This window comes from Kitasatospora cinereorecta (assembly GCF_024172095.1).
GTDB classification, from domain to species: Bacteria; Actinomycetota; Actinomycetes; order Streptomycetales; family Streptomycetaceae; genus Kitasatospora; species Kitasatospora cinereorecta.
In genome coordinates this window covers 105,362-123,997 of the sequence record NZ_JAMZDX010000007.1, presented here as the reverse complement: position 1 = coordinate 123,997, position 18,636 = coordinate 105,362, and the positions used below count along the sequence as shown (strand labels likewise).

Here is an 18,636-nt window from a genome sequence, read left to right as displayed (position 1 = left end):
CCCGTGGTGGCCCGCTCACCGTACTGACGGGCCGGGCAAGGGATCTCCATGCGAGGGCAAAGGCCCGGTCACCGGTCGGTGAAGGTACGGGGAGTATGAAGATACGGGGAGCACGACGGCGGTACGTGGCACTCCTCCCCCGCCGGCCGGGCCGCGGTCCGGCGGGGGCGACGACCGTCAGGTCGTGGCGGGTGCGGTCGACGCCGCGGCGCGCGCGGCGGTGGCTCTCGCCTGCCGGCGGGCGGCCAGACGGTGCAGCGCGAAGGACAGCACGACGGCGTAGGTCCAGCCGGCCAGGATGTCGATCACGAAGTGCTCGGCGCCGTAGACCAGGGTGAACGCCATCGCCAGCGGGTAGGCGACCAGCAGCACCCGCAGGGCGCGGCCGGCGGTCGGCCAGAAGAACAGGGCCAGCATCATCGGGTACGCGGCGTGCAGCGAGGGCATCGCGGCGACGTCGTTGGCGAAGCGGCTGCCGTTCTCGAAGAGCGAGCCGGCCCGGGGCAGCCCGATCTGGTCCAGGACGGCCGAGACGATCCGGGTGACCTCGGGCAGGTGGCCCTGGACGGAGGTCAGCCACGGCGGGTCGGCCGGGTAGAGCACATAGGTGGCGAAGCCGGCGAAGGTGACCGCGAGGTAGAGCGCGAGCAGGGCGCGGAAGCGGTCGTGCCGGCGGCGCCACAGGACGGCGAGCAGGACGAAGGTGGCGAAGAAGTGCGACATGTAGACGCCGACGGCCGCGTAGTCGTACCAGTGCACCTGGCCGGGGGTGTACAGCCAGTGCTGCAGCCGGACGGTCCACGTCTCGCCGCCGCCGACGAAGGTGTCGAAGGCGAGCTGCGGCGACCAGTGCGGCGCCCAGGGGGTGTGGGCGCCGTACCCGCGCAGCAGCGAGTACGTCCAGACGGCAGCCATCACGGGCAGCCAGTCGCGCAGGACGCGCAGCCAGCCGGTGCGGCCGCCGCTGTGGACCGAGGCCGCGATCAGGGCGCCGATCAGCCAGCAGAAGACCACGTCGTTCTGGTACGGCAGGCCGAAGCGGTGCAGGTACCAGAGGAGGGCGAGGGCGAAGAGCGGCCAGGCCAGCAGGCGGGGCTGGAACCGGAGCCGGGAGCGGGGTGCCAGGTTGGACAGGTCGATCATGTCGGGCAAAGCTAGCAACGCCGTCTTTGAGAATCCTCAAGTGGTCCGCCCACGCACTCAGCGGATTCCCAGACAGCTCCCGGGTAGGCCCGTCACCAGGCCGGTTGTCGGCCCCGTCTACGCGGGGGTCGGGGCGCCCAGGTGGAGGGTGAAGCTGAAGCGGTCGCCGCGGTAGAGGGTGCGGACCTGCTCCAGCGGGGCGCCGGCGGCGTCCCGGCTGCGGCGGTGCAGCAGCAGCATCGGCAGGGCGGGCGGGGTGCCGACCAGCAGCGCCTCGCGCGGGGTCGCGAGCACCGTCTCGATCCGCTCGTCGGCGCCGCCGAGCAGGACGCCCTGCTCGCGCAGGTAGGCATAGAAGGAGCCGGCCGGGTCGAAGTCGCGGTCGAGCCGGGGCACTCGGGCGGCGGCGACGTACGTGCTCTCCAGGCCGATCCGCTCCTCGTCGGCGTACAGGACGCGCTCCAGGTGCCAGACCGTCTCCCCGACGGCGAGGCCGAGCCGCTCGGCCATCGGGGGGTCGGCGGGCAGCCGGTCCAGGGTGATCAGGGTGCGGCCGGGCCGCATGCCCTGGCGGATGACGCCCTCGGTGTAGCTGACCAGGGAGAGCGGCTGCTCGATCTTCGGGCCCGCCACCACGGTGCCACGGCCGTGGCGGCGCAGCCGGCCTTCGAGCAGCAGGTCGCGCAGCGCCTGGCGGAGGGTGGCCCGGGAGACGCCGTAGCGGGCGGCGAGGTCGAGTTCGGCGGGCAGCCGGCCGCCGGGGCCGAGCTCGGCGAGCAGGTCCTCGAGGCGGGCCTTGACCTGGTAGTACTTCGGCACCCGGCCGTGCTCGGGGACGCCCGAGCGGGCGGCGGTGACCGGTGGTTGCGGGCTCCCGTGGTTCACCGCGACACCCTATCGGGACGGGCCGGCGGTGCCGGTGCGACCGGACGTCAAGGTCACGGAATGATAACCGGTCTGGACTGAATTTCGGCGGCTGTTCATGCGCCGGTGGACTCGCGGAGGGCTCCGCCTCGCCGGGCCGCCCCATCGTCGTCACCGGTGCAACCGCACCGCGTCGTCCTCTCCCCAGGGAGCCCCCGTGCGCATCGCCCGCGCCCTCAGGACCACCCTCGCCGCCGCCACCGTCACCGCCGTGCTGCTGCCGGTGTCGGCCGTTCACGCCTCGGCCGCCACCGGCCCGTACCGGGGCCTGCCGAACGGGACCAAGCAGAGCAAGACGCTGGTCATCGGCATCGACGGCACCCGGTACGACAAGCTGCTCGCCGCCGATGCGCCCAACCTCAAGGCGCTGATGTCCGGCGGCATGACCGCGACCTCCAACCTGTACGCCGACCCGATGGCGCCGACCCTGTCCGGCCCCGGCTGGTCGACCATCGGCACCGGCGTCTGGCCGGACAAGCACGGCGTCAAGGACAACACCTTCGCCGGCTCGCACTTCGACCTCTACCCGGACTTCGCCAGCCGCCTGGAGAGCGCCGCCCCGGCTGCCGCCACCCTGGTCATCGGCTCCTGGAACCCGATCACCGCCAACGTCTTCAACGGCCGGGCCGATGTGCGGATCGCCGAGAGCGAGGACGACGTCAGGACCGCCGCCGACGCGGCCGACTACCTCACCAACGGCAACCCGGACCTGACCTTCCTGCACTTCGACGAGGTCGACGAGGCCGGCCACAGCTACGGCGGCGCCTCCAGCCAGTACCTCGCCGCCATCCACGCGGTGGACGGCCTGGTCGGCCAGGTGGTGCAGGCCCTGCGCACCCGCCCGACGTACGCCGCGGAGGACTGGCAGATCCTGGTGACCACCGACCACGGCCACACCGACGCGGGCGGCCACGGCGGCAACAGCGCCAACGAGCGGCAGACCTTCGTCATCGCCGACGGTGCCGGCTACCCCGCCGGGTCCACCCGCAAGGACGTCAGGCTCGTCGACATCGCGCCGACCGTGCTCAAGCACGAGGGCGCCGCGATCGACCCGGCCTGGCGGCTGGACGGCCGGCCGATCGACGAGATCACCCCGGACGCCTTCGACACGCTGCGGCCGACCCTGCAGAGCCGGGTGGACGAGACCGGCATCGCGTCCACGATCAAGGGCTTCACCCACACCCCGCCGAGCGGCTGGTCCATCGACAACGCGCGGATGCCCAGCGGCGGGGTCACCGAGTGGCGCGGCTGGGCCTTCGCCACCGACGAGTTCTGGACCGCCACCCAGCTCGGCCAGTCCCGGGAGACCAACGTCCGCGCCCGCAACGTCTTCGCGGTGGCCGACTCCGACGAGTGGGACGACAAGGCGCACGGCGCCGGGCAGTTCGACTCCACCCTGGTCAGCCCGCGCTACCCGGTCACCGGCGGCGCCGTCGCCACCCTCTCCTTCGCCACCGACTACAAGGTGGACGGCCCGCAGACCGGCGACGTCTACGTGGTCTTCGACAACTCCGCCCCGCAGCTGGTGAAGTCGTACCGCTCGGACCTGAACGGCTTCGAGAAGCTGCCGGTCACCGTCCCGGCCGGCGCCACGACCGCGCAGTTCCAGTTCCGCTACACCGGCACCAACAGCGCCTTCTGGACGGTGGACCAGGTCGCCGTCACCTCCTGACGCACCGTCCGGATCCCGACCCGACTCCAGAGTTCCGCGGCCGGCCGGTGGCGACACCGGCCGGGCGTGCCCTACCATCGCCTCCATGTTCCTCATCCGTGACTAGGACCCGGACCGCGACCGCGCCCCGACGGCGGTGCGGTCCTTCGGCGTCCCTGTTCACCGGCGCGCGCCGCGCGCCAGCTTCCGAGGAACCCTTCCCATGTCTACGTCCTATGCGACGGTGCTGCGCACGCCCGGCGCCGCCCGGATCTTCGCCGCGGCCCTGACCGGCCGCCTCTCCTACGGCATCGTCCCGCTCTCCCTGCTGCTCGCCGTCACCGGCACCACCGGCTCGTACGCGCGGGCCGGCTGGGTGATGGCCGGTTTCGCGACCGCCACCGTGGTGCTCTCCCCCGTCCGGGCCGGTCTGGTCGACCGGTTCGGCCCGCGCCGGGCGCTGCCGCCGATGGCGGCGGGCTACGCGCTGGTGCTGCTCGGTCTGGCCGCCGCCACCTGGCGGCCGGGCGTCCCGTTCGCCGTCCTGCTCGCCCTCGCCGCCGCGGCCGGGATGCTCGCCCCGCCGCTCGGACCGGTCACCCGGGCGCTGTGGAGCGCGCTGCTGGCCGATCCGGACCTGCGCCGCCGGGCGTACAGCCTGGACACGGTCGCCGAGGAACTGCTGTACGTCACCGGCCCGTTGGTGGCCGGGCTGATCGCCGCGGCGGCCCGTCCGGCGCTCGGCGTGGTGCTCGGCGCCGTCCTGGTCCTGGCCGGGACGCTCGCGTTGGCGGCGTCCGTCCGCGGCGAGTTGGGCTCGGCCCGCGCCGACTCCGCGGCCGGCGGCGGCCGTTCGCGCCCGTGGCGGCTGCTGCTGCGCACCCGCCAGCCGCTGGCGTCCGCCGCCGGGGTGGGTGCGGGGCTGGGCGCGTTCGGTCTGCTGACGGTGGTGTTCGCCGGTCGGCACGGCCAACCCGCCGACGCCGCCTGGGTGGAGGCGGCCCTGGCCGGAGGCAGCGCGGTCGGCGGACTGGCGCTCGGCGCCCTCGACTGGCGGGCGCCGGCCCGGATCCGGCTCGCCGTGCTGACCGGCGGTCTCGGCACCGCGCTGGCGCTGGCCGCGCTCGCCCCGACGCTCCCGGTGCTGGCGGCGGTCGCCGCGCTGGCCGGGGTGACAGTGGCACCGACCCTCACCACCGCCTACCTGCTCACCGACGAGCTGGCCGGTCCTGAGCAGCGCACCCGGGCCGGCGCCTGGGTCAACGCGGCCTTCAACGCGGGCGGTTCGGCCGGCACCGCCCTGGTCGGCCTGCTCGCCGACCGGCTGCCGCTGCCCGCCTGCCTGGCGCTGGCGGCGACGCCGGTGCTGGCCGCGCTGACGGCCACCGCCCGGACCCGGGGCCGCGCCCGGATCCGGGAACTCGCCGTCCGATAACCCGCCGTCCGATAACCAGCCGACGGGGTCGACCGCCGGCGGGTCAGCCGATCTGCTCGACGATGTGCTCGCACAGTTCGTGGGTGCGCAGCGCATCGCGGGCGGAGAGGGTCTTGCCGGCGCGGACGGCCTCCAGGAAGTGCAGCACGACCTGCTCGATGCCGCGCTGGCGGGCGACCGGGACCCAGTCGCCGCGGCGGCGGACGGTGGGCTGGCCGCGGTGGTCGATCACCTCGGCGAGGTTGACCACGACCCGCTTGGAGTCGCCGCCGGAGACCTCCAGCACCTCCTCGGTGGAGCCGGAGAGCCGGTTCATGATGCCGAGGGCGGTGAAACCCGCCCCGGCGAGGGTGAGGACGAGGTGCTCGACCAGTCCGCCTCGGCTGCGCGAGCGGACGTCCACGTGCTCGATCTCGCCGGGGACCAGGAAGCGCAGGGTGTCGACGACGTGGATGAAGTCGTCGAAGACCAGGCTGCGGGCCTCCTCGGGCAGGCCCTCGCGGTGCTTCTGCAGCACGATCAGATCGCGCGGCCGCTCCTTGGCGAGCAGGTAGCCGGGCGCGTGGCGCCGGTTGAAGCCGACCAGCAGGGAGCGGCCGGTCGACTCGGCGAGGTCGACCAGCTTCCGGGCGCCGGCCAGGTGATGGTCGAGCGGCTTGTCCACGTACACGTCGACGCCGGCCAGCAGCAGCTGCTCCACGATCGGCACGTGCTGGTCGGTGGAGGCGTGCACGAAGGCGGCCCGGATGCCGCTCCCGATGACCTCGTCGAGGTCGGTGTAGCGGTGCGGGATGCGGTACGCGTCGCCGATCCGGTCCAGCTTGTCACGGGAGCGGGTCATCAGCCGCAGGTCGAGCCCGGGCTGGCTGGTGAGCACCGGGAGGTAGGCCTTCTGGGCGATGTCGCCGAGGCCGATCACGGCGACCGGGATCGTCGCGCCGTCGAGGTCGAGGTGGTGGTCGCTCATCGGATGCGCTCCTGCGAGGGTGGGATGCCGCCGGGTCGGTCGCCCGGCCGAGCCTGCCAGGAGCATATGCCAGTCATGCTGCTGAGCAGTCAGGATGCGGTCAGATCGGCCGATTCGAGTCGGTCGAGCCGTTCCGCCGCGGCGGCCAGTGCACCGAGCACCGGCCGGATCAGGGGGTGGTCCTCGGCGCCGCTGCGCACCGCCGCGAACACCTTGCGGGTGGCCAGGTCGCTGTCCACCGGCCGGACCGCCACGGTGGCGAGGTCGGTGCCACCCAGCGCCGAGCGGGGCACCAGCGCCACGCCCGCCCCGGCGGAGGCGAGCGCCACCACGGCACGGAAGTCGTCGGAGGAGTGCACCAGGCGCGGCTGGAATCCGGCATGCTCGCACGCCAGCAGCACCACGTCGTGGCACGGGTTGCCGGGGTAGGGGCCGATCCACGGTTCGGCGGCCAGGTCCGCCACGGCGACCGCCCCGGGGGCCGCGGCCAGCGGGTGGTCGAGCGGCAGAACCGCCTCGAACGGCTCCGCGTACAGCGGCAGCCGGGTGATCCGCCGGTCGTCGGCGCGCGGCGCGCCCCGGTACTCGACCGCGACCGCGATGTCCGCCCGCCCGTCCAGCACCATCGGCAGGCTGGCGTCGCCCTCGGCGTCGAGCACCTTCAGCCGCACCCCGGGGGCGCTCGCGGCGAGCGCGCCGATCGCCGGGGCGAGCACCAGGGCGATGCCGGTGGCGAACGCGGCGACGGTCACCTCGCCGGACGCGCCCTCGCTGTACGCCGCGAGGTCGGCCTCGGCCCGTTCGAGCTGGGCCAGCACGGCGTCCGCGTGGACCAGCAGGATCTCGCCCGCGGCGGTCAGCCGCACCCCGCGGCCGTCCCGCAGCAGCAAGTGGTGGCCGGTCTCCTGCTCCAGGGCGGCGAGCTGCTGGGAGACCGCCGAGGGGGTGAGGTAGAGCGCGGCCGCGGCGGCCGTCACGGTGCGGTGGTCGGCCACGGCCCGCAGGGTCCGCAGCCGTCGTGCGTCGATCACGGGCTCAATTCTGCCAGCAGGTCGGCGGTGCCCGGTCGACCAGCAGCCGACCGGTGAGCGAGTACTGGACCATGGCGCCGGCCAGCAGCACCGCCGCCCCGCCGACCGCGTCCAGCACCCAGTGGTTCGCGGTCGACACCACCACGAACAGCGTCAGCACGGGGTACGTCAGGGCCAGCCCCCGCGCCCACGGACTGCGGCTGGTGGTCACCACCACCAGCGCGCACCAGCCCGCCCACGCCACGTGCAGCGACGGCATCGCCGCGTACTGGTTGGTCAGCGCCGTGAGCGCGCCCAGCGGCGCGGTGCCCACCTTCCCGGGCAGGGTGTCGCTCATCCCCGCCCCCGGGGTCAGCCGCGGCGGGGCCAGCGGGTAGCCCCAGAAGCCGAGCAGGGCCAGCCCGGTCGCCGCGAAGAGCACCGTCCGGCCGGTGCGGTACCGCTCCGGGTGGCACAGGTACAGCCAGACCAGGACCGCCAGCGGAACGGTGAAGTGCAGGCTCTTGTAGTACTGCAGCCCCGCCTCCAGCACCCAGCGCGTCCGCAACGCGAACGCGTTCAACAGGTGCTCGACGTCCACGTGCAGGATCCGCTCCACCCGCACCACCGCCATCGCGTGCGCCATCGCCTGCTCGGTACGGTCCGGCACCGCGTTGCGGATCCACGTGTAGATCCCGTACCCGACCTGGATGAGCAGCAGCTCCAGCAGCAGGTTCGGCCGCGACACCGGACGCAGCCCGGCCGGCAGCAGCGGCAGGCCGCGCAGCCCGAACGGCGGCCGCGCAACCTCTGGCGCCGCCACCCGCCGCACCACCCACAGCGGATCCCCGCGCCGCCGGAACGGCAGCACCGCCGCCGCCGCGAGCAGCACCATCGCCGGAGTGTTGCGCAGCAGGAAGCTCGTCACCGGCTCGATGTGCGGATCGAACAGGCTGCTCGGCAGCAGCGCCGCCATCACCGCCGCCACCGGCCACAGCACCCGGTCCTCCGGACGCCGCCCCAGCCGTCCGGTCGCCGCCAGCAGCAGCCACCCCAGATCCGCCGGCCCCGCGTACGCCGCCGCCGCCGTCGCCGCACACCCCACCACGCCCAGCGCCAGCAGCGGCTGACCGTCCGCGGTGAACACCCGCGCCCGCCGTACCGCCACCACCGCCACCAGCACCGCCAGCGCCAGCCAGCCCGCCACCAGACCCGGACCGGCCAGACCCAGCCGCGACAGCACCGCCGGCAACGACTGATTGCCCAGATCCGCCGCCGCATCCGTCAACCGCTCCCAGCGCGCCGCCGCCCCCGCCGGATCCGCCCCGAAGACCACCCCCTGCACCGCCGCCGCCACCGCCAGCGCCACCGCGGCCGCACCCCGCCGGCGCCGCAACCACAGCACCACCGCGAACAACACGAACGTCGGCTGCACCGCGATCGCCACCCCCAGCGCGACCCCGCCCGGCCGGCGGCCCTCCCCCACCATCTCCGCCAGCACCAGCGCGATGCACCCCACCGTCAGCACCGCGTCCGCCGGATGCCCCCGCAACTCCGCCCCCACCAGCACCGCCGCCGCCCCCGCCGGCGCCACCGCCCGCGGGAACGGCAGACCCGGCGGCGGACGGCGGCCCACCAGCACCCCGATACCCGCGACCGCGCCCAGCGCCACACCCACCAGCAGCACCCGGGACGGGGCGACCGCCTGCGGCAGCGCCAGCTGCGCGCCGCCTGCGGCGGCCGCCAGCTCCCGCCACGTGAGCACCGCCACCCCCAGCAGCACCACCACCCAGCACGCCGGCACCACCCCAGCCGAGACCACCCCGAACCGCCGCCCCACGGGGACGGCCCGGCTCACCGGCATCCCGACTCCTCTCCTCGACCCCCTCCGACTCTCCAGCCCCACCCGCCGCTCCGCACCCCGACGGGCCGATCAGGGAACCATCGGGGAACTTCGGAGAACCATCGGGGGCTCGGGGAACTGCGACCCCACCCACCAGGGGCTCGGGGAACCGCGACCCCAGCCATCAGGGGCTCGGGGAACCGCGAGGCCGACCCCGGGAGCGGCTCAGGTACAGGAACGGCCGACCCCGGGAGCGGTCCTCGGCCGGCCACCAACTCCCGGGGCCCGCCAGAACGAGCACGCTCACCACCCTCGGGGTCGGCCTCGCAGTTCCCCGAGCCCCTGATGGTGAGCGCCTGCAGAAGACGAGAACGGTCGACCCCGGGTGCTCGGCCACCCACTCCCGGGGCCCGCCAAATCGAGCACGCTCACCACCCTCGGGGTCGGCCTCGCAGTTCCCCGAGCCCCTGAGAAGCAAAAGACAGCCGCCGGCCCGGTGGATCGAGGGTGGGGGCCGGCGGCTGTGGGGAGGGCGCGGGTGAGGGTGGGGTCCGCGCCGTGGGGTCAGGCGTCGAGCGCGTCGCGGGCGTCGATGAAGGCGGCGACGGCGCGCTCCACGTCCTCGGTGGAGTGGGCGGCGGAGAGCTGGACGCGGATCCGGGCCTGGCCGTGCGGGACGACGGGGTAGGAGAACCCGATGACGTACACGCCGCGCTCGAGGAGCAGCTCGGCGAGGCGGCCGGCCTTCGCGGCGTCGCCGATCATGACGGGGGCGATCGCATGCTCGCCGGGCAGGATCTCGAACCCGGCGTCGGTCATCTTCGAGCGGAACAGCGCGGTGTTGGCCGCGAGGCGTTCCCGCAGGTCGCCGGAGGTCTCGAGGAGGTCGAGGACCTTGAGCGAGGCGGCGGCGATGACGGGGGCGAGCGAGTTGGAGAACAGGTACGGGCGGGAGCGCTGGCGCAGCAGGGCGACGATCTCGCGGCGGGCGGCGACGTAGCCGCCGCTGGCGCCGCCGAGGGCCTTGCCGAGGGTGCCGGTGATGATGTCGACGCGGTCCATGACGCCGTGGAGCTCAGGGGTGCCGCGGCCGCCGGGGCCGACGAAGCCGACGGCGTGCGAGTCGTCGACCATGACCATGGCGTCGTACCGGTCGGCGAGGTCGCAGATCTCGCGGAGCGGGGCGATGTAGCCGTCCATGGAGAAGACGCCGTCGGTGACGACGAGGCGGCGGCGGGCGTCCTGGGTGTCCTGGAGCTGCTTCTCGAGGTCGGCGAGGTCGCGGTTGGCGTAGCGGTGGCGGCGGGCCTTGGAGAGGCGGATGCCGTCGATGATCGACGCGTGGTTGAGGGCGTCGGAGATGACCGCGTCGCGCTCGTCGAGGAGGGTCTCGAAGACGCCGCCGTTGGCGTCGAAGCAGGAGGAGTAGAGGATCGTGTCCTCCTGGCCGAGGAAGTGCGAGAGGCGCTGTTCGAGCTCCTTGTGCACGTCCTGGGTGCCGCAGATGAAGCGGACGGAGGCCATGCCGTAGCCCCAGCGGTCGAGGGCGTCCTTGGCGGCGGCGATGACGTCGGGGTGGTCGGCGAGGCCGAGGTAGTTGTTGGCGCAGAAGTTGAGGACCTCGGCGCCGTTGCCGGAGGTGACCGTCACGGAGGCGGACTGGGGGCTGCCGATGACCCGCTCGGGCTTGAAGAGGCCGGCCTCACGGATCTCGTCGAGGGTGGCGGCGAGGTCGTCGCGGACGTTGTCGAACAACGGGAAGCTCCTGTCGGGGTTCGGGTGGTTCGAGGGGTTTCAGACGGTCCAGTCGAGGATGATCTTGCCGCAGTTGCCGCCGGCGGCCTCGTCGAAGGCGGCGTCGAAGTCGGTGGCGGCGTAGCGGCCGGTGATCACCGGGCTGAGGTCGAGGCCGCCTTCGAGCAGGACGGACATCGCGTACCAGGTCTCGAACATCTCGCGGCCGTAGATGCCCTTGATGGTGATCATCGAGGTGACGATCCGCGCCCAGTCGACCGGGAAGTCGTCGGCCGGCAGGCCCAGCATGGCGATCTTGCCGCCGTGGGTCATGTTGGCGATCATCGACTGCATCGCCTCGGGGCGGCCGGACATCTCCAGGCCGACGTCGAAGCCCTCGCGCAGGCCGAGCTTCTGCTGGCCCTCCTCGATGGTGTGCTGCGAGACGTCGAGGGCGAGCGAGACGCCGACCTGGCGGGCCAGCTCCAGGCGGTACGGGGAGACGTCGGTGATCATCACGTTGCGGGCGCCGGCGTGCTTGGCGACGGCGGCGGCCATGATGCCGATCGGGCCGGCGCCGGTGACCAGCACGTCCTCGCCGACCAGCGGGAAGGAGAGCGCGGTGTGCACGGCGTTGCCGAACGGGTCGAAGATCGCGGCGACGTCGAGGTCGACCGGCACCCGGTGGACCCAGACGTTGGAGGCGGGCAGCGCGACGTACTCGGCGAAAGCGCCGTCGCGGTTGACGCCGAGACCGACGGTGTTGCGGCACAGGTGGCGGCGGCCGGCCAGGCAGTTGCGGCACTTGCCGCAGACCAGGTGGCCCTCGCCGCTCACCAGGTCGCCGACGTTGATGTCGGCGACGGCCGCGCCCACGGCAGCGACCTCGCCGACGAACTCGTGGCCGATGGTCATCGGCGTCCGGATGGTCTGCTGCGCCCAGCCGTCCCACTTGCGGATGTGCAGGTCGGTTCCGCAGATGCCGGTGCGCAGCACCTTGATCAGCACGTCGGCGGGGCCGATCTCCGGCTCGGGGACGTCGATCATCCAGAGTCCGGGTTCGGCGTGCTGCTTGACCAGTGCCTTCACTGCGGGCGCTCCTGACGCACGGAGGGACGGACCTGGTGAGGGCAGGTCCGGGCAGGCCCGGCGTGCGGCCGCGACCGGCCGGGCAGGGTGAAATCTGCCTGGTCGGAGGGGGTGCGGTCCATCGAGGAATTCTTAACGGGGGCCACAGCTGGGCTGAACGATCCTCGCCGAGCTGCACCCCGGCGGCGCGCCGGGGCGTCCGGCGGCGTGCCGTGGTCCACCCGTACGGAGCAGTCGCTCCCGGTCCGCGTTCGGGACTTTGACATCACGTCACATGGCACGGCCGAACCGCGGACACCTCTTGACATGAGCAATTGGTCCAGTCCATTTTGTTGTCCGCGCTCCCACGCACCTCCACCCCCACTCCCCCACTGGAGGTACCCCCGTGCACGCCCGTCCCCGACGTACCCGCCTGCCCGCCGCCGGCCTCGCCGCGCTGCTGGCGACGGCCGCCGCGCTGACCGCGCCGAGCACCGCGCACGCGGCCAACATCCTGACCAACCCGGGCTTCGAGACCGGAACGCTGTCCGGCTGGTCCTGCACCGGCGGGCTCGGCTCGGTGGTGTCGAGCCCGGTCCACAGCGGGTCGAAGGCGCTGGCCGGCGCCGCGAGCAGCAGCGACAACGCCAAGTGCACGCAGACCGTCCAGGTGCAGCCCAACACCACCTACTCGCTGTCCGGCTGGGTCAAGGGCGCGTACGTCTACCTGGGCGTCACCGGCGGCGCCTCCACCTGGACCCCGTCCGCCGCCTCGTACCAGCAGCTGTCGGTCTCCTTCACCACCGGCGCCTCGCAGACCACCGCCGAGATCTACCTCAACGGCTGGTACGGCCAGGGCACCTACTACGCGGACGACATCAGCCTGGACGGACCGGGCGGCGGCGGCTCCACCGGCGACACCCAGGCGCCCACCGCACCGGGCTCGCTGACCTCCACCGGCACGACCTCCTCCTCCGTCTCGCTGTCCTGGACGGCCGCCACCGACAACGTCGGGGTGACCGGGTACGACGTGTACCAGGGCGCGAGCAGGGTCGCGACGGTCACCGGCACCAGTGCCACCGTGGGCGGCCTGGCCGCCTCCACCGCGTACACCTTCACCGTCAAGGCGCACGACGCGGCCGGCAACGCCTCGGCCGCCTCCAACCCGGTCACCGTCAGCACCGGCGCGGGCGGCGGCGGGACCTCCGGCTTCAAGCAGGCCGCGCCGTACCTCTACAACGGCTGGGGCAACCCGCCGGCCGCGACCACGGTGATGAACGCGACCGGGGTGAAGTGGTTCACCCTGGCCTTCGTGCTCTCCTCCGGCGGCTGCAACGCGGCCTGGGACGGCCAGCGCCCGCTGACCGGCGGCGTCGACCAGGCCACCATCAACGCCGTGCGCGCGGCCGGCGGCGACGTGGTCCCGTCCTTCGGCGGCTGGCAGGGCAACAAGCTCGGCCCCAACTGCGCCGACGCGAACGCCCTGGCCGGCGCCTACCAGTCGGTGATCAGCGCGTACGGGCTCAAGGCCATCGACATCGACATCGAGAACACCGACGAGTTCGAGAACCCCACCGTCCAGGACCGCATCCTCGGCGCGCTGAAGATCGTCAAGCAGAACAACCCGGGGCTGCACACCATCGTCACCTTCGGCACCTCGACCACCGGCCCGACCTCCTACGGCAACCGGCTGATCGAGCAGTCCAAGGCCCTCGGCGCCGACATCGACGTCTTCACGCTCATGCCGTTCGACTTCGGCAACGCCTCCACCGACATGTACGCCGCCACCGTCGGCGCCGCGAACGGTCTGAAGGACAAGCTGAAGTCCACCTTCGGCTGGGACGACGCCACCGCCTACGCGCACGTCGGCCTCTCCGGCATGAACGGCGTCAGCGACAACGCCGAGGTCACCACCGTCCAGAACTGGACCGACATCCGCAACTGGGCCAACGCCAACCACATCGCCCGACTGGCCTTCTGGTCGGTCAACCGCGACCGCGGCTGCGCCGGCGGCGGGCTGCAGGAGTCCTGCTCCGGCATCGCCCAGAACGACTGGCAGTTCACCTCGATCACGGCCGGCTTCACCGGCTGAGACCGGGCACGTCCCCGCCGGCCCGCCGGCGGGGACCTCAGTCCTGTGCGGCCTGCCCGGGCACCTGCCACATCGCGTGGCTCTCCGGCGGCCGCCCCACCGCCCGGGTGAGCCGGCCGGTGCCGGGCACCAGGCTCTCTCGGGCCGCGTTGACGAACTCGAGATGGCGGGCCTCCAGCGGCTCACGCAGGTGCAGCCAGCGCTCCAGCCCGACCCGGCCGCCGCGCAGTTCGCGGCTGATCACCCACAGCTCGGCGTCCATCGCGTCGGCCGCGGCGACCACCGCGGGCGGCGCGACCAGCCGGACCAGGCTGAGCGCCCGGTTCCACTCCGGCCAGTCGATGTCCGGCTCCTCGCCGCGCCGCGCCCAGTGGCTGAACTGCGAGTAGATCACCGCATAGCCGCGCAGCACGTCGCCGCAGGCGTCCCGCCCGGCGTCCCTCCCCCACTGCCGCTCCTGCGACCGGCTGCCGATCCGTCCGCCCGCCAGCACACCCGCCAGGGTGGCCACCGCCCCCAACCCCGACCCGACGATCTCCCATGCTCCCGCCATGCCGCCAGTATGGCGGCCGGAGCTGTCGGTCCGTCAGCCTTTCACCGCGCCTTCCTCGACGCCGCGGAAGAAGGAGCGCTGCAGGGCGGCGAAGACCGCGACGATCGGCAGGAAGGCGATCATCGTGCCGGCCGCGATCAGCCGGGGGTTGGCGCTGAACGTGCCGTTGAGGTACTGGAGTCCGACGGTGAGGGTGTAGCGGTTCGGGTCGTCGAGGACGATCAGCGGCCACAGGAAGTCGTCCCAGGCCCCGATGAAGGTGAAGATGACGACCACGCTGAGCATCCCGCGCACGTTCGGCAGGCCGACGTGGACCAGCCGCTGCCAGACGTTGGCGCCGTCCACCAGCGCGGCCGCGTCCAGGTCGGGCGGCACGGCCCGGAAGGCGGTGCGCATCAGCAGCACGTTGAGCATCCCGATCGCGCCCGGCAGCGCCACCCCGAGGAGGGTGTCGGCGAGACCGAGGCTGCGGACGGTGACGTACTGGGAGACCACGGTGACCTCGCCGGGCAGCACCAGGGTCGCCAGCACCAGGCCCAGGACCAGCCGGGCGCCGCGGAACCGCAGGCGCGCCAGAGCGAAGCCGGCCGCGGTCGCGCCGACCGCGTTGCCGAGCACCGCGATCCCCGCCACCAGCAGGGAGTTGGCGGCGTAGGTCCACACCGGGACGGTGCGGGCGACGGTGGCGTAGTTGGCCAGGGTGGGCCGGTCCGGCAGGAAGGACGGGGTGCGGGTGTAGACGTCCTCGCCGGCGCCCTTCAGCGAGGTGGACAGCTCCCACAGGAACGGGCCGACGGTCAGCAGCAGGACGGCCAGCAGCAGCGCGTAGCGCAGCGCCCGCTCGGCCGGGGAGGGGGTGGAGAATCCGCGGGCCACGGGCGTCAGGCCGCCTTCCGGTCGATCCACAGCAGCACGAGCATCGGGCCCACCGTGACGGCGAACAGCAGCAGGCTGAGCGCGGAGGCGTACCCGAGGTGGCCGGTGAAGCCGCGGCTGTACATCTGGATGAGCATCACCACCGACATGTCGCGGCCGCCCGGGCCGCCGGTGCCGTCGGAGAGCACGTAGAGCTCGGAGAAGACCCGCAGCGCGGAGACCGAGATCAGCACCGAGACCAGCAGCATGGTGGCCCGTACCCCGGGCAGGGTGACGTGCCAGAAGCGGCGGACGGCCGAGGCGCCGTCGACGGCGGCGGCCTCGTGGAGTTCGCGGCCGACGTTGCCGAGGGCGGAGAGGTAGATGACCATGTAGTAGCCGAGGCCCTTCCAGACCGTCAGGGCGATCGCGCTGAGCAGCAGCAGCCAGCGGTCGGTGAGGAACGGCACCGGGTGGGTGATCGCGCCGACCTCCCGGGCCAGGCCGTTGACCAGGCCGCGGTCGTCGAGCACCCAGCCCCAGATCAGCGCCACCACCACGGCCGAGGCGATCACCGGCGTGTAGAAGGCGGTGCGGAAGAAGGTGATGCCGGGCAGTTTCCGCTCCACCAGCAGGGCGAGCAGCAGCGGCAGCACGGTGAGCAGCGGCAGGCAGACCAGCAGGTAGACCAGGCTGTTGACCAGGGCGTCGGCCAACTGCTCGTCGCCGAGGGCGCGGTGGTAGTTGGCCAGGCCGGTGAAGCGGCCGCCGCCGAGCGGGCGGGCGCTGGTGAACGAGAGGATCACGGTGTTCACCGAGGGCCAGAGGTTGAAGACGGCCAGCCAGAGCACGGCCGGTCCGACCAGCAGCCACGGGGTGTACCGGCGCCGATGGGTCATCGTCCCTCCTTCCCCCGCCCGGCGGGTCAGTCCTTCAGCAGCTGGTTGCAGCGGGCGACGGCGGTGTCCAGGGCCTGCTGCGAGGTGGCGCCGCCGCTGATCGCGAGGGCGATCTGCTGGTTGACGATGTCGCTCATCGCGCCGTCCACCTGGACGGGTTGCAGCATCTTCGCGTCGGCGAGCGACCGGAAGGCGATCACCTTGGCGTCGCCGGCGTTGGTGCCGTCGCTGCGGGCGAAGAAGGGGTCGGAGCCGGAGGCCTTGGTGGAGGGGAAGATCGAGGTGAGGTGGGCGAAGGCGGCCTGGTTGTCGGCGCTGGTGACCCAGCGGGCGAGGGCCACGGCGGCGGGCAGGTTCTTGCCGGCCCGGGCGACGGACAGGCCCTGGACGTAGAGCGGCGGGGTGCCGAACGCCGGGGAGGCGACGGTCTTCGGCGCGAGGCTGGGGTTGTCGGTGGCGAGGCCGCCGATGTAGTTGGCGCCGCCGGTGGTCCAGGCGGCGGTGCCGGCGGTGAACAGCTTGGCGTTGCCGGCGTACTTGTCGGTGAGAACGTCCTGCGGCAGCAGGCCCTCCTTGAAGGCGTCCCGGTAGGTGTCCAGCAGGGCGGCGGCCTTCGGGGTGTTGAAGGCGAAGCTGCGGCCGTCGGCCGCCATGATCGGGACGCCGGCGTCGGCCAGGTCGCCCAGTCCGGGCTTGCGGCTCATCAGATAGGCCGCACCGCCGGACTTCTGCTTCAACGTCCGGGCCTGGGCGATCAGTTCGTCGAGGCTGGTGGGGAGATGCTTCGGGTCGAGTCCGTATCTGCCGAGCAGCTCGGTGTTCCAGTAGTTGACGTCGGTGTTGAGGTACCAGGGGTAGCCGTAGGCGCCGTCGTGGCCGGCGAAGCGGTAGGCGTCCACGCCGCCGGCCACGTACTCCTCGGCCAGGTGGGGGTCGGCCTTGCCGACGTCCAGCAGCATCGACTCCTTCACCAACGGCAGTGCGAAGTCGGGCGGGAGGTTGACCACGTCGGGCAGGGTGCCGCCGGCGGCCTGGCTGAGCACCTTCTCCGCGTAGCCGTCGCCGGGCTGGTCGAGCCACTCGACGTGGACGCCCGGGTACTTCTTCTCGAAGGCGTCGATCACGCCCTGCACGTAGGCGGTGAACTTGGGCTTCAGGGCCCAGGTCTGGAAGGTGACCTTGCCCTTGACCTCGCCGGTGACGGCGGCGGTGTCGCCGGAGGCGGAGGAGGAGGTGTCGCCGAGGCCGCAGCCCGCGAGTGCCGCCGTGGCGACCGCGGCCGTGGCCAGCCGTGCCCAGTACCGTCGCATTGGTGTCTCCTGGCTGCCCTGAGGTGGCGGTGGGGAGGTTCTTTGCTAAACCGGTCTAGCGCGAGGTGACTATCCCCCGGTTAGACTCCGCCGTCAAGAGAGCGTGCAGCAGGGAGGTCCGGTGCCATGGGCAGACCGACGATCGCCGACATCGCCCGGGAGGCCGGGGTCTCGAAGGGCGCGGTCTCCTTCGCGCTGAACGGCCGGCCGGGGGTGAGCGAGGCCACCCGGGAGCGGATCCTGCGGGTCGCCGAGGCGATGCAGTGGCGCCCGCACAGCGCGGCCCGCGCCCTCGGCGGGGCCCGGGCCGGGGCGGTCGGGCTGGTGCTCGCCCGGCCGGCCCGCACGCTCGGGGTCGAGCCGTTCTTCGGTCAGCTGCTGTCCGGGCTGCAGGCGGTGCTGTCGGCCAACCAGGTGGCACTGCAACTGCTGGTGGTGGAGTCCACCGAGGCCGAGATCGAGGTCCACCGGCGGTGGGCCTCCGAGCACCGTGTGGACGGCTTCGTCCTGGTCGACCTGCAGGTCCGCGACCCGCGGATCGCGGTGCTGGAGGAGCTGGGCGTCCCCTCGGTGGTGCTCGGCGGACCGGGCCGACACGGCCGGCTGCCCAGCGTCTGGGCGGACGACCGGGAGGCGATGCTCTCGATCGTCGACTACCTGGCCGCGCTCGGCCACCGGCGGATCGCCCACCTCGCCGGACTGCCCGCCTTCCAGCACACCCAGCGGCGGATCCGGGCCCTGCGCGACTCCGCCCGGCGGCACGGGCTGGAGGCGGTGTCGGTGCCGACCGACTTCAGCGACGCCGAGGGCGCCGCCGCCACCCGGGCCCTGCTGGCGCGGCCGGAGCGGCCCACCGCGATCGTCTACGACAGCGACGTGATGGCGGTGGCCGGGCTCGGGGTGGCGGCCGAGATGGGCGTGTCGGTGCCGGGCGGGCTGTCGGTGGTCTCCTTCGACGACTCGGTGCTCACCCGGATCGTCCACCCGGCGCTCACCGCGCTCTCCCGGGACACCTTCGCGCTCGGCGAGCAGGTGGCCCGCTCGCTGCTGGCGCTGATCGACGACCCCTCCGCCGCCGAGGATCTGCGCACCCCCACGCCCCGGCTGACGGTCCGTGAGTCCACCGGACGCCCTCTTGGCACGGTGGGCTGA

The 18,636-nt window shown here is 73.1% G+C and carries 15 protein-coding genes; 4 read left to right on the top strand and 11 right to left on the bottom strand.

Annotation, left to right across the window (positions count from 1 at the left end; all coding sequences use genetic code 11):
• Positions 1 to 177: 177 nt before the first annotated feature.
• Positions 178 to 1,143: a phosphatase PAP2 family protein gene (locus FHR36_RS33280; protein ID WP_253803434.1), complete on the bottom strand. Its 966-nt coding sequence runs from the start codon at positions 1,141 to 1,143 to the stop codon at positions 178 to 180.
• Positions 1,144 to 1,260: 117 nt separating this feature from the next.
• The gene (locus FHR36_RS33275) at positions 1,261 to 2,028 is read right to left on the bottom strand and encodes a GntR family transcriptional regulator (protein WP_253803432.1); all 768 of its coding nucleotides are present in this window, start codon (positions 2,026 to 2,028) and stop codon (positions 1,261 to 1,263) included.
• Between the two features lie 196 nt (positions 2,029 to 2,224).
• Between FHR36_RS33275 and FHR36_RS33270 the strand changes: the two genes are divergently transcribed.
• Both FHR36_RS33270 and FHR36_RS33265 read left to right on the top strand, forming a co-directional pair.
• Positions 2,225 to 3,739 (top strand): alkaline phosphatase family protein, encoded by a 1,515-nt coding sequence (locus FHR36_RS33270; protein ID WP_253803431.1) that lies wholly within the window; start codon positions 2,225 to 2,227, stop codon positions 3,737 to 3,739.
• A 202-nt stretch (positions 3,740 to 3,941) separates the two neighbouring features.
• Positions 3,942 to 5,153: an MFS transporter gene (locus FHR36_RS33265; RefSeq protein WP_253803429.1), complete on the top strand. Its 1,212-nt coding sequence runs from the start codon at positions 3,942 to 3,944 to the stop codon at positions 5,151 to 5,153.
• 43 nt (positions 5,154 to 5,196) lie between these two features.
• Here FHR36_RS33265 and FHR36_RS33260 read toward each other — a convergent pair whose 3' ends face one another.
• From FHR36_RS33260 to tdh, 5 genes are all read right to left on the bottom strand, one after another.
• Complete coding sequence (locus FHR36_RS33260; protein WP_308199721.1) at positions 5,197 to 6,084, bottom strand: Gfo/Idh/MocA family protein; 888 nt, start codon at positions 6,082 to 6,084, stop codon at positions 5,197 to 5,199.
• Positions 6,085 to 6,209: 125 nt separating this feature from the next.
• Complete coding sequence (locus tag FHR36_RS33255) at positions 6,210 to 7,151, bottom strand: LysR family transcriptional regulator (protein ID WP_253803426.1); 942 nt, start codon at positions 7,149 to 7,151, stop codon at positions 6,210 to 6,212.
• Positions 7,152 to 7,155: 4 nt separating this feature from the next.
• Entirely contained in the window at positions 7,156 to 8,994 is a 1,839-nt protein-coding gene (locus tag FHR36_RS33250) for a phosphatase PAP2 family protein (RefSeq protein ID WP_253803425.1), read from the bottom strand.
• A 543-nt stretch (positions 8,995 to 9,537) separates the two neighbouring features.
• A complete protein-coding gene (locus tag FHR36_RS33245) occupies positions 9,538 to 10,728 on the bottom strand; it encodes a glycine C-acetyltransferase (RefSeq protein ID WP_253803424.1) in 1,191 nt (396 codons plus the stop codon).
• A 39-nt stretch (positions 10,729 to 10,767) separates the two neighbouring features.
• Positions 10,768 to 11,796, bottom strand: coding sequence for an L-threonine 3-dehydrogenase (tdh, locus tag FHR36_RS33240; RefSeq protein WP_253803423.1), 1,029 nt, complete (start codon positions 11,794 to 11,796; stop codon positions 10,768 to 10,770).
• 385 nt (positions 11,797 to 12,181) lie between these two features.
• Here tdh and FHR36_RS33235 point away from each other — a divergent pair, with 385 nt between their 5' ends.
• Positions 12,182 to 13,867, top strand: coding sequence for a carbohydrate binding domain-containing protein (locus tag FHR36_RS33235; RefSeq protein ID WP_253803422.1), 1,686 nt, complete (start codon positions 12,182 to 12,184; stop codon positions 13,865 to 13,867).
• A gap of 37 nt (positions 13,868 to 13,904) precedes the next feature.
• On the opposite strand, the gene FHR36_RS33230 is transcribed toward FHR36_RS33235, so the two are convergent.
• The 4 genes from FHR36_RS33230 to FHR36_RS33215 are packed head-to-tail and all read right to left on the bottom strand — an operon-like array spanning position 13,905 to position 17,484.
• Positions 13,905 to 14,420: a hypothetical protein gene (locus tag FHR36_RS33230; RefSeq protein WP_253803421.1), complete on the bottom strand. Its 516-nt coding sequence runs from the start codon at positions 14,418 to 14,420 to the stop codon at positions 13,905 to 13,907.
• 33 nt (positions 14,421 to 14,453) lie between these two features.
• Positions 14,454 to 15,296, bottom strand: a complete 843-nt coding sequence (locus tag FHR36_RS33225) for a carbohydrate ABC transporter permease (protein ID WP_253803420.1) — start codon at positions 15,294 to 15,296, stop codon at positions 14,454 to 14,456.
• Positions 15,297 to 15,301: 5 nt separating this feature from the next.
• Entirely contained in the window at positions 15,302 to 16,174 is an 873-nt protein-coding gene (locus FHR36_RS33220; RefSeq protein ID WP_253803419.1) for a carbohydrate ABC transporter permease, read from the bottom strand.
• A gap of 26 nt (positions 16,175 to 16,200) precedes the next feature.
• Entirely contained in the window at positions 16,201 to 17,484 is a 1,284-nt protein-coding gene (locus FHR36_RS33215; RefSeq protein ID WP_253803417.1) for an ABC transporter substrate-binding protein, read from the bottom strand.
• A gap of 126 nt (positions 17,485 to 17,610) precedes the next feature.
• Here FHR36_RS33215 and FHR36_RS33210 point away from each other — a divergent pair, with 126 nt between their 5' ends.
• Positions 17,611 to 18,636 (top strand): LacI family DNA-binding transcriptional regulator, encoded by a 1,026-nt coding sequence (locus tag FHR36_RS33210; RefSeq protein WP_253803415.1) that lies wholly within the window; start codon positions 17,611 to 17,613, stop codon positions 18,634 to 18,636.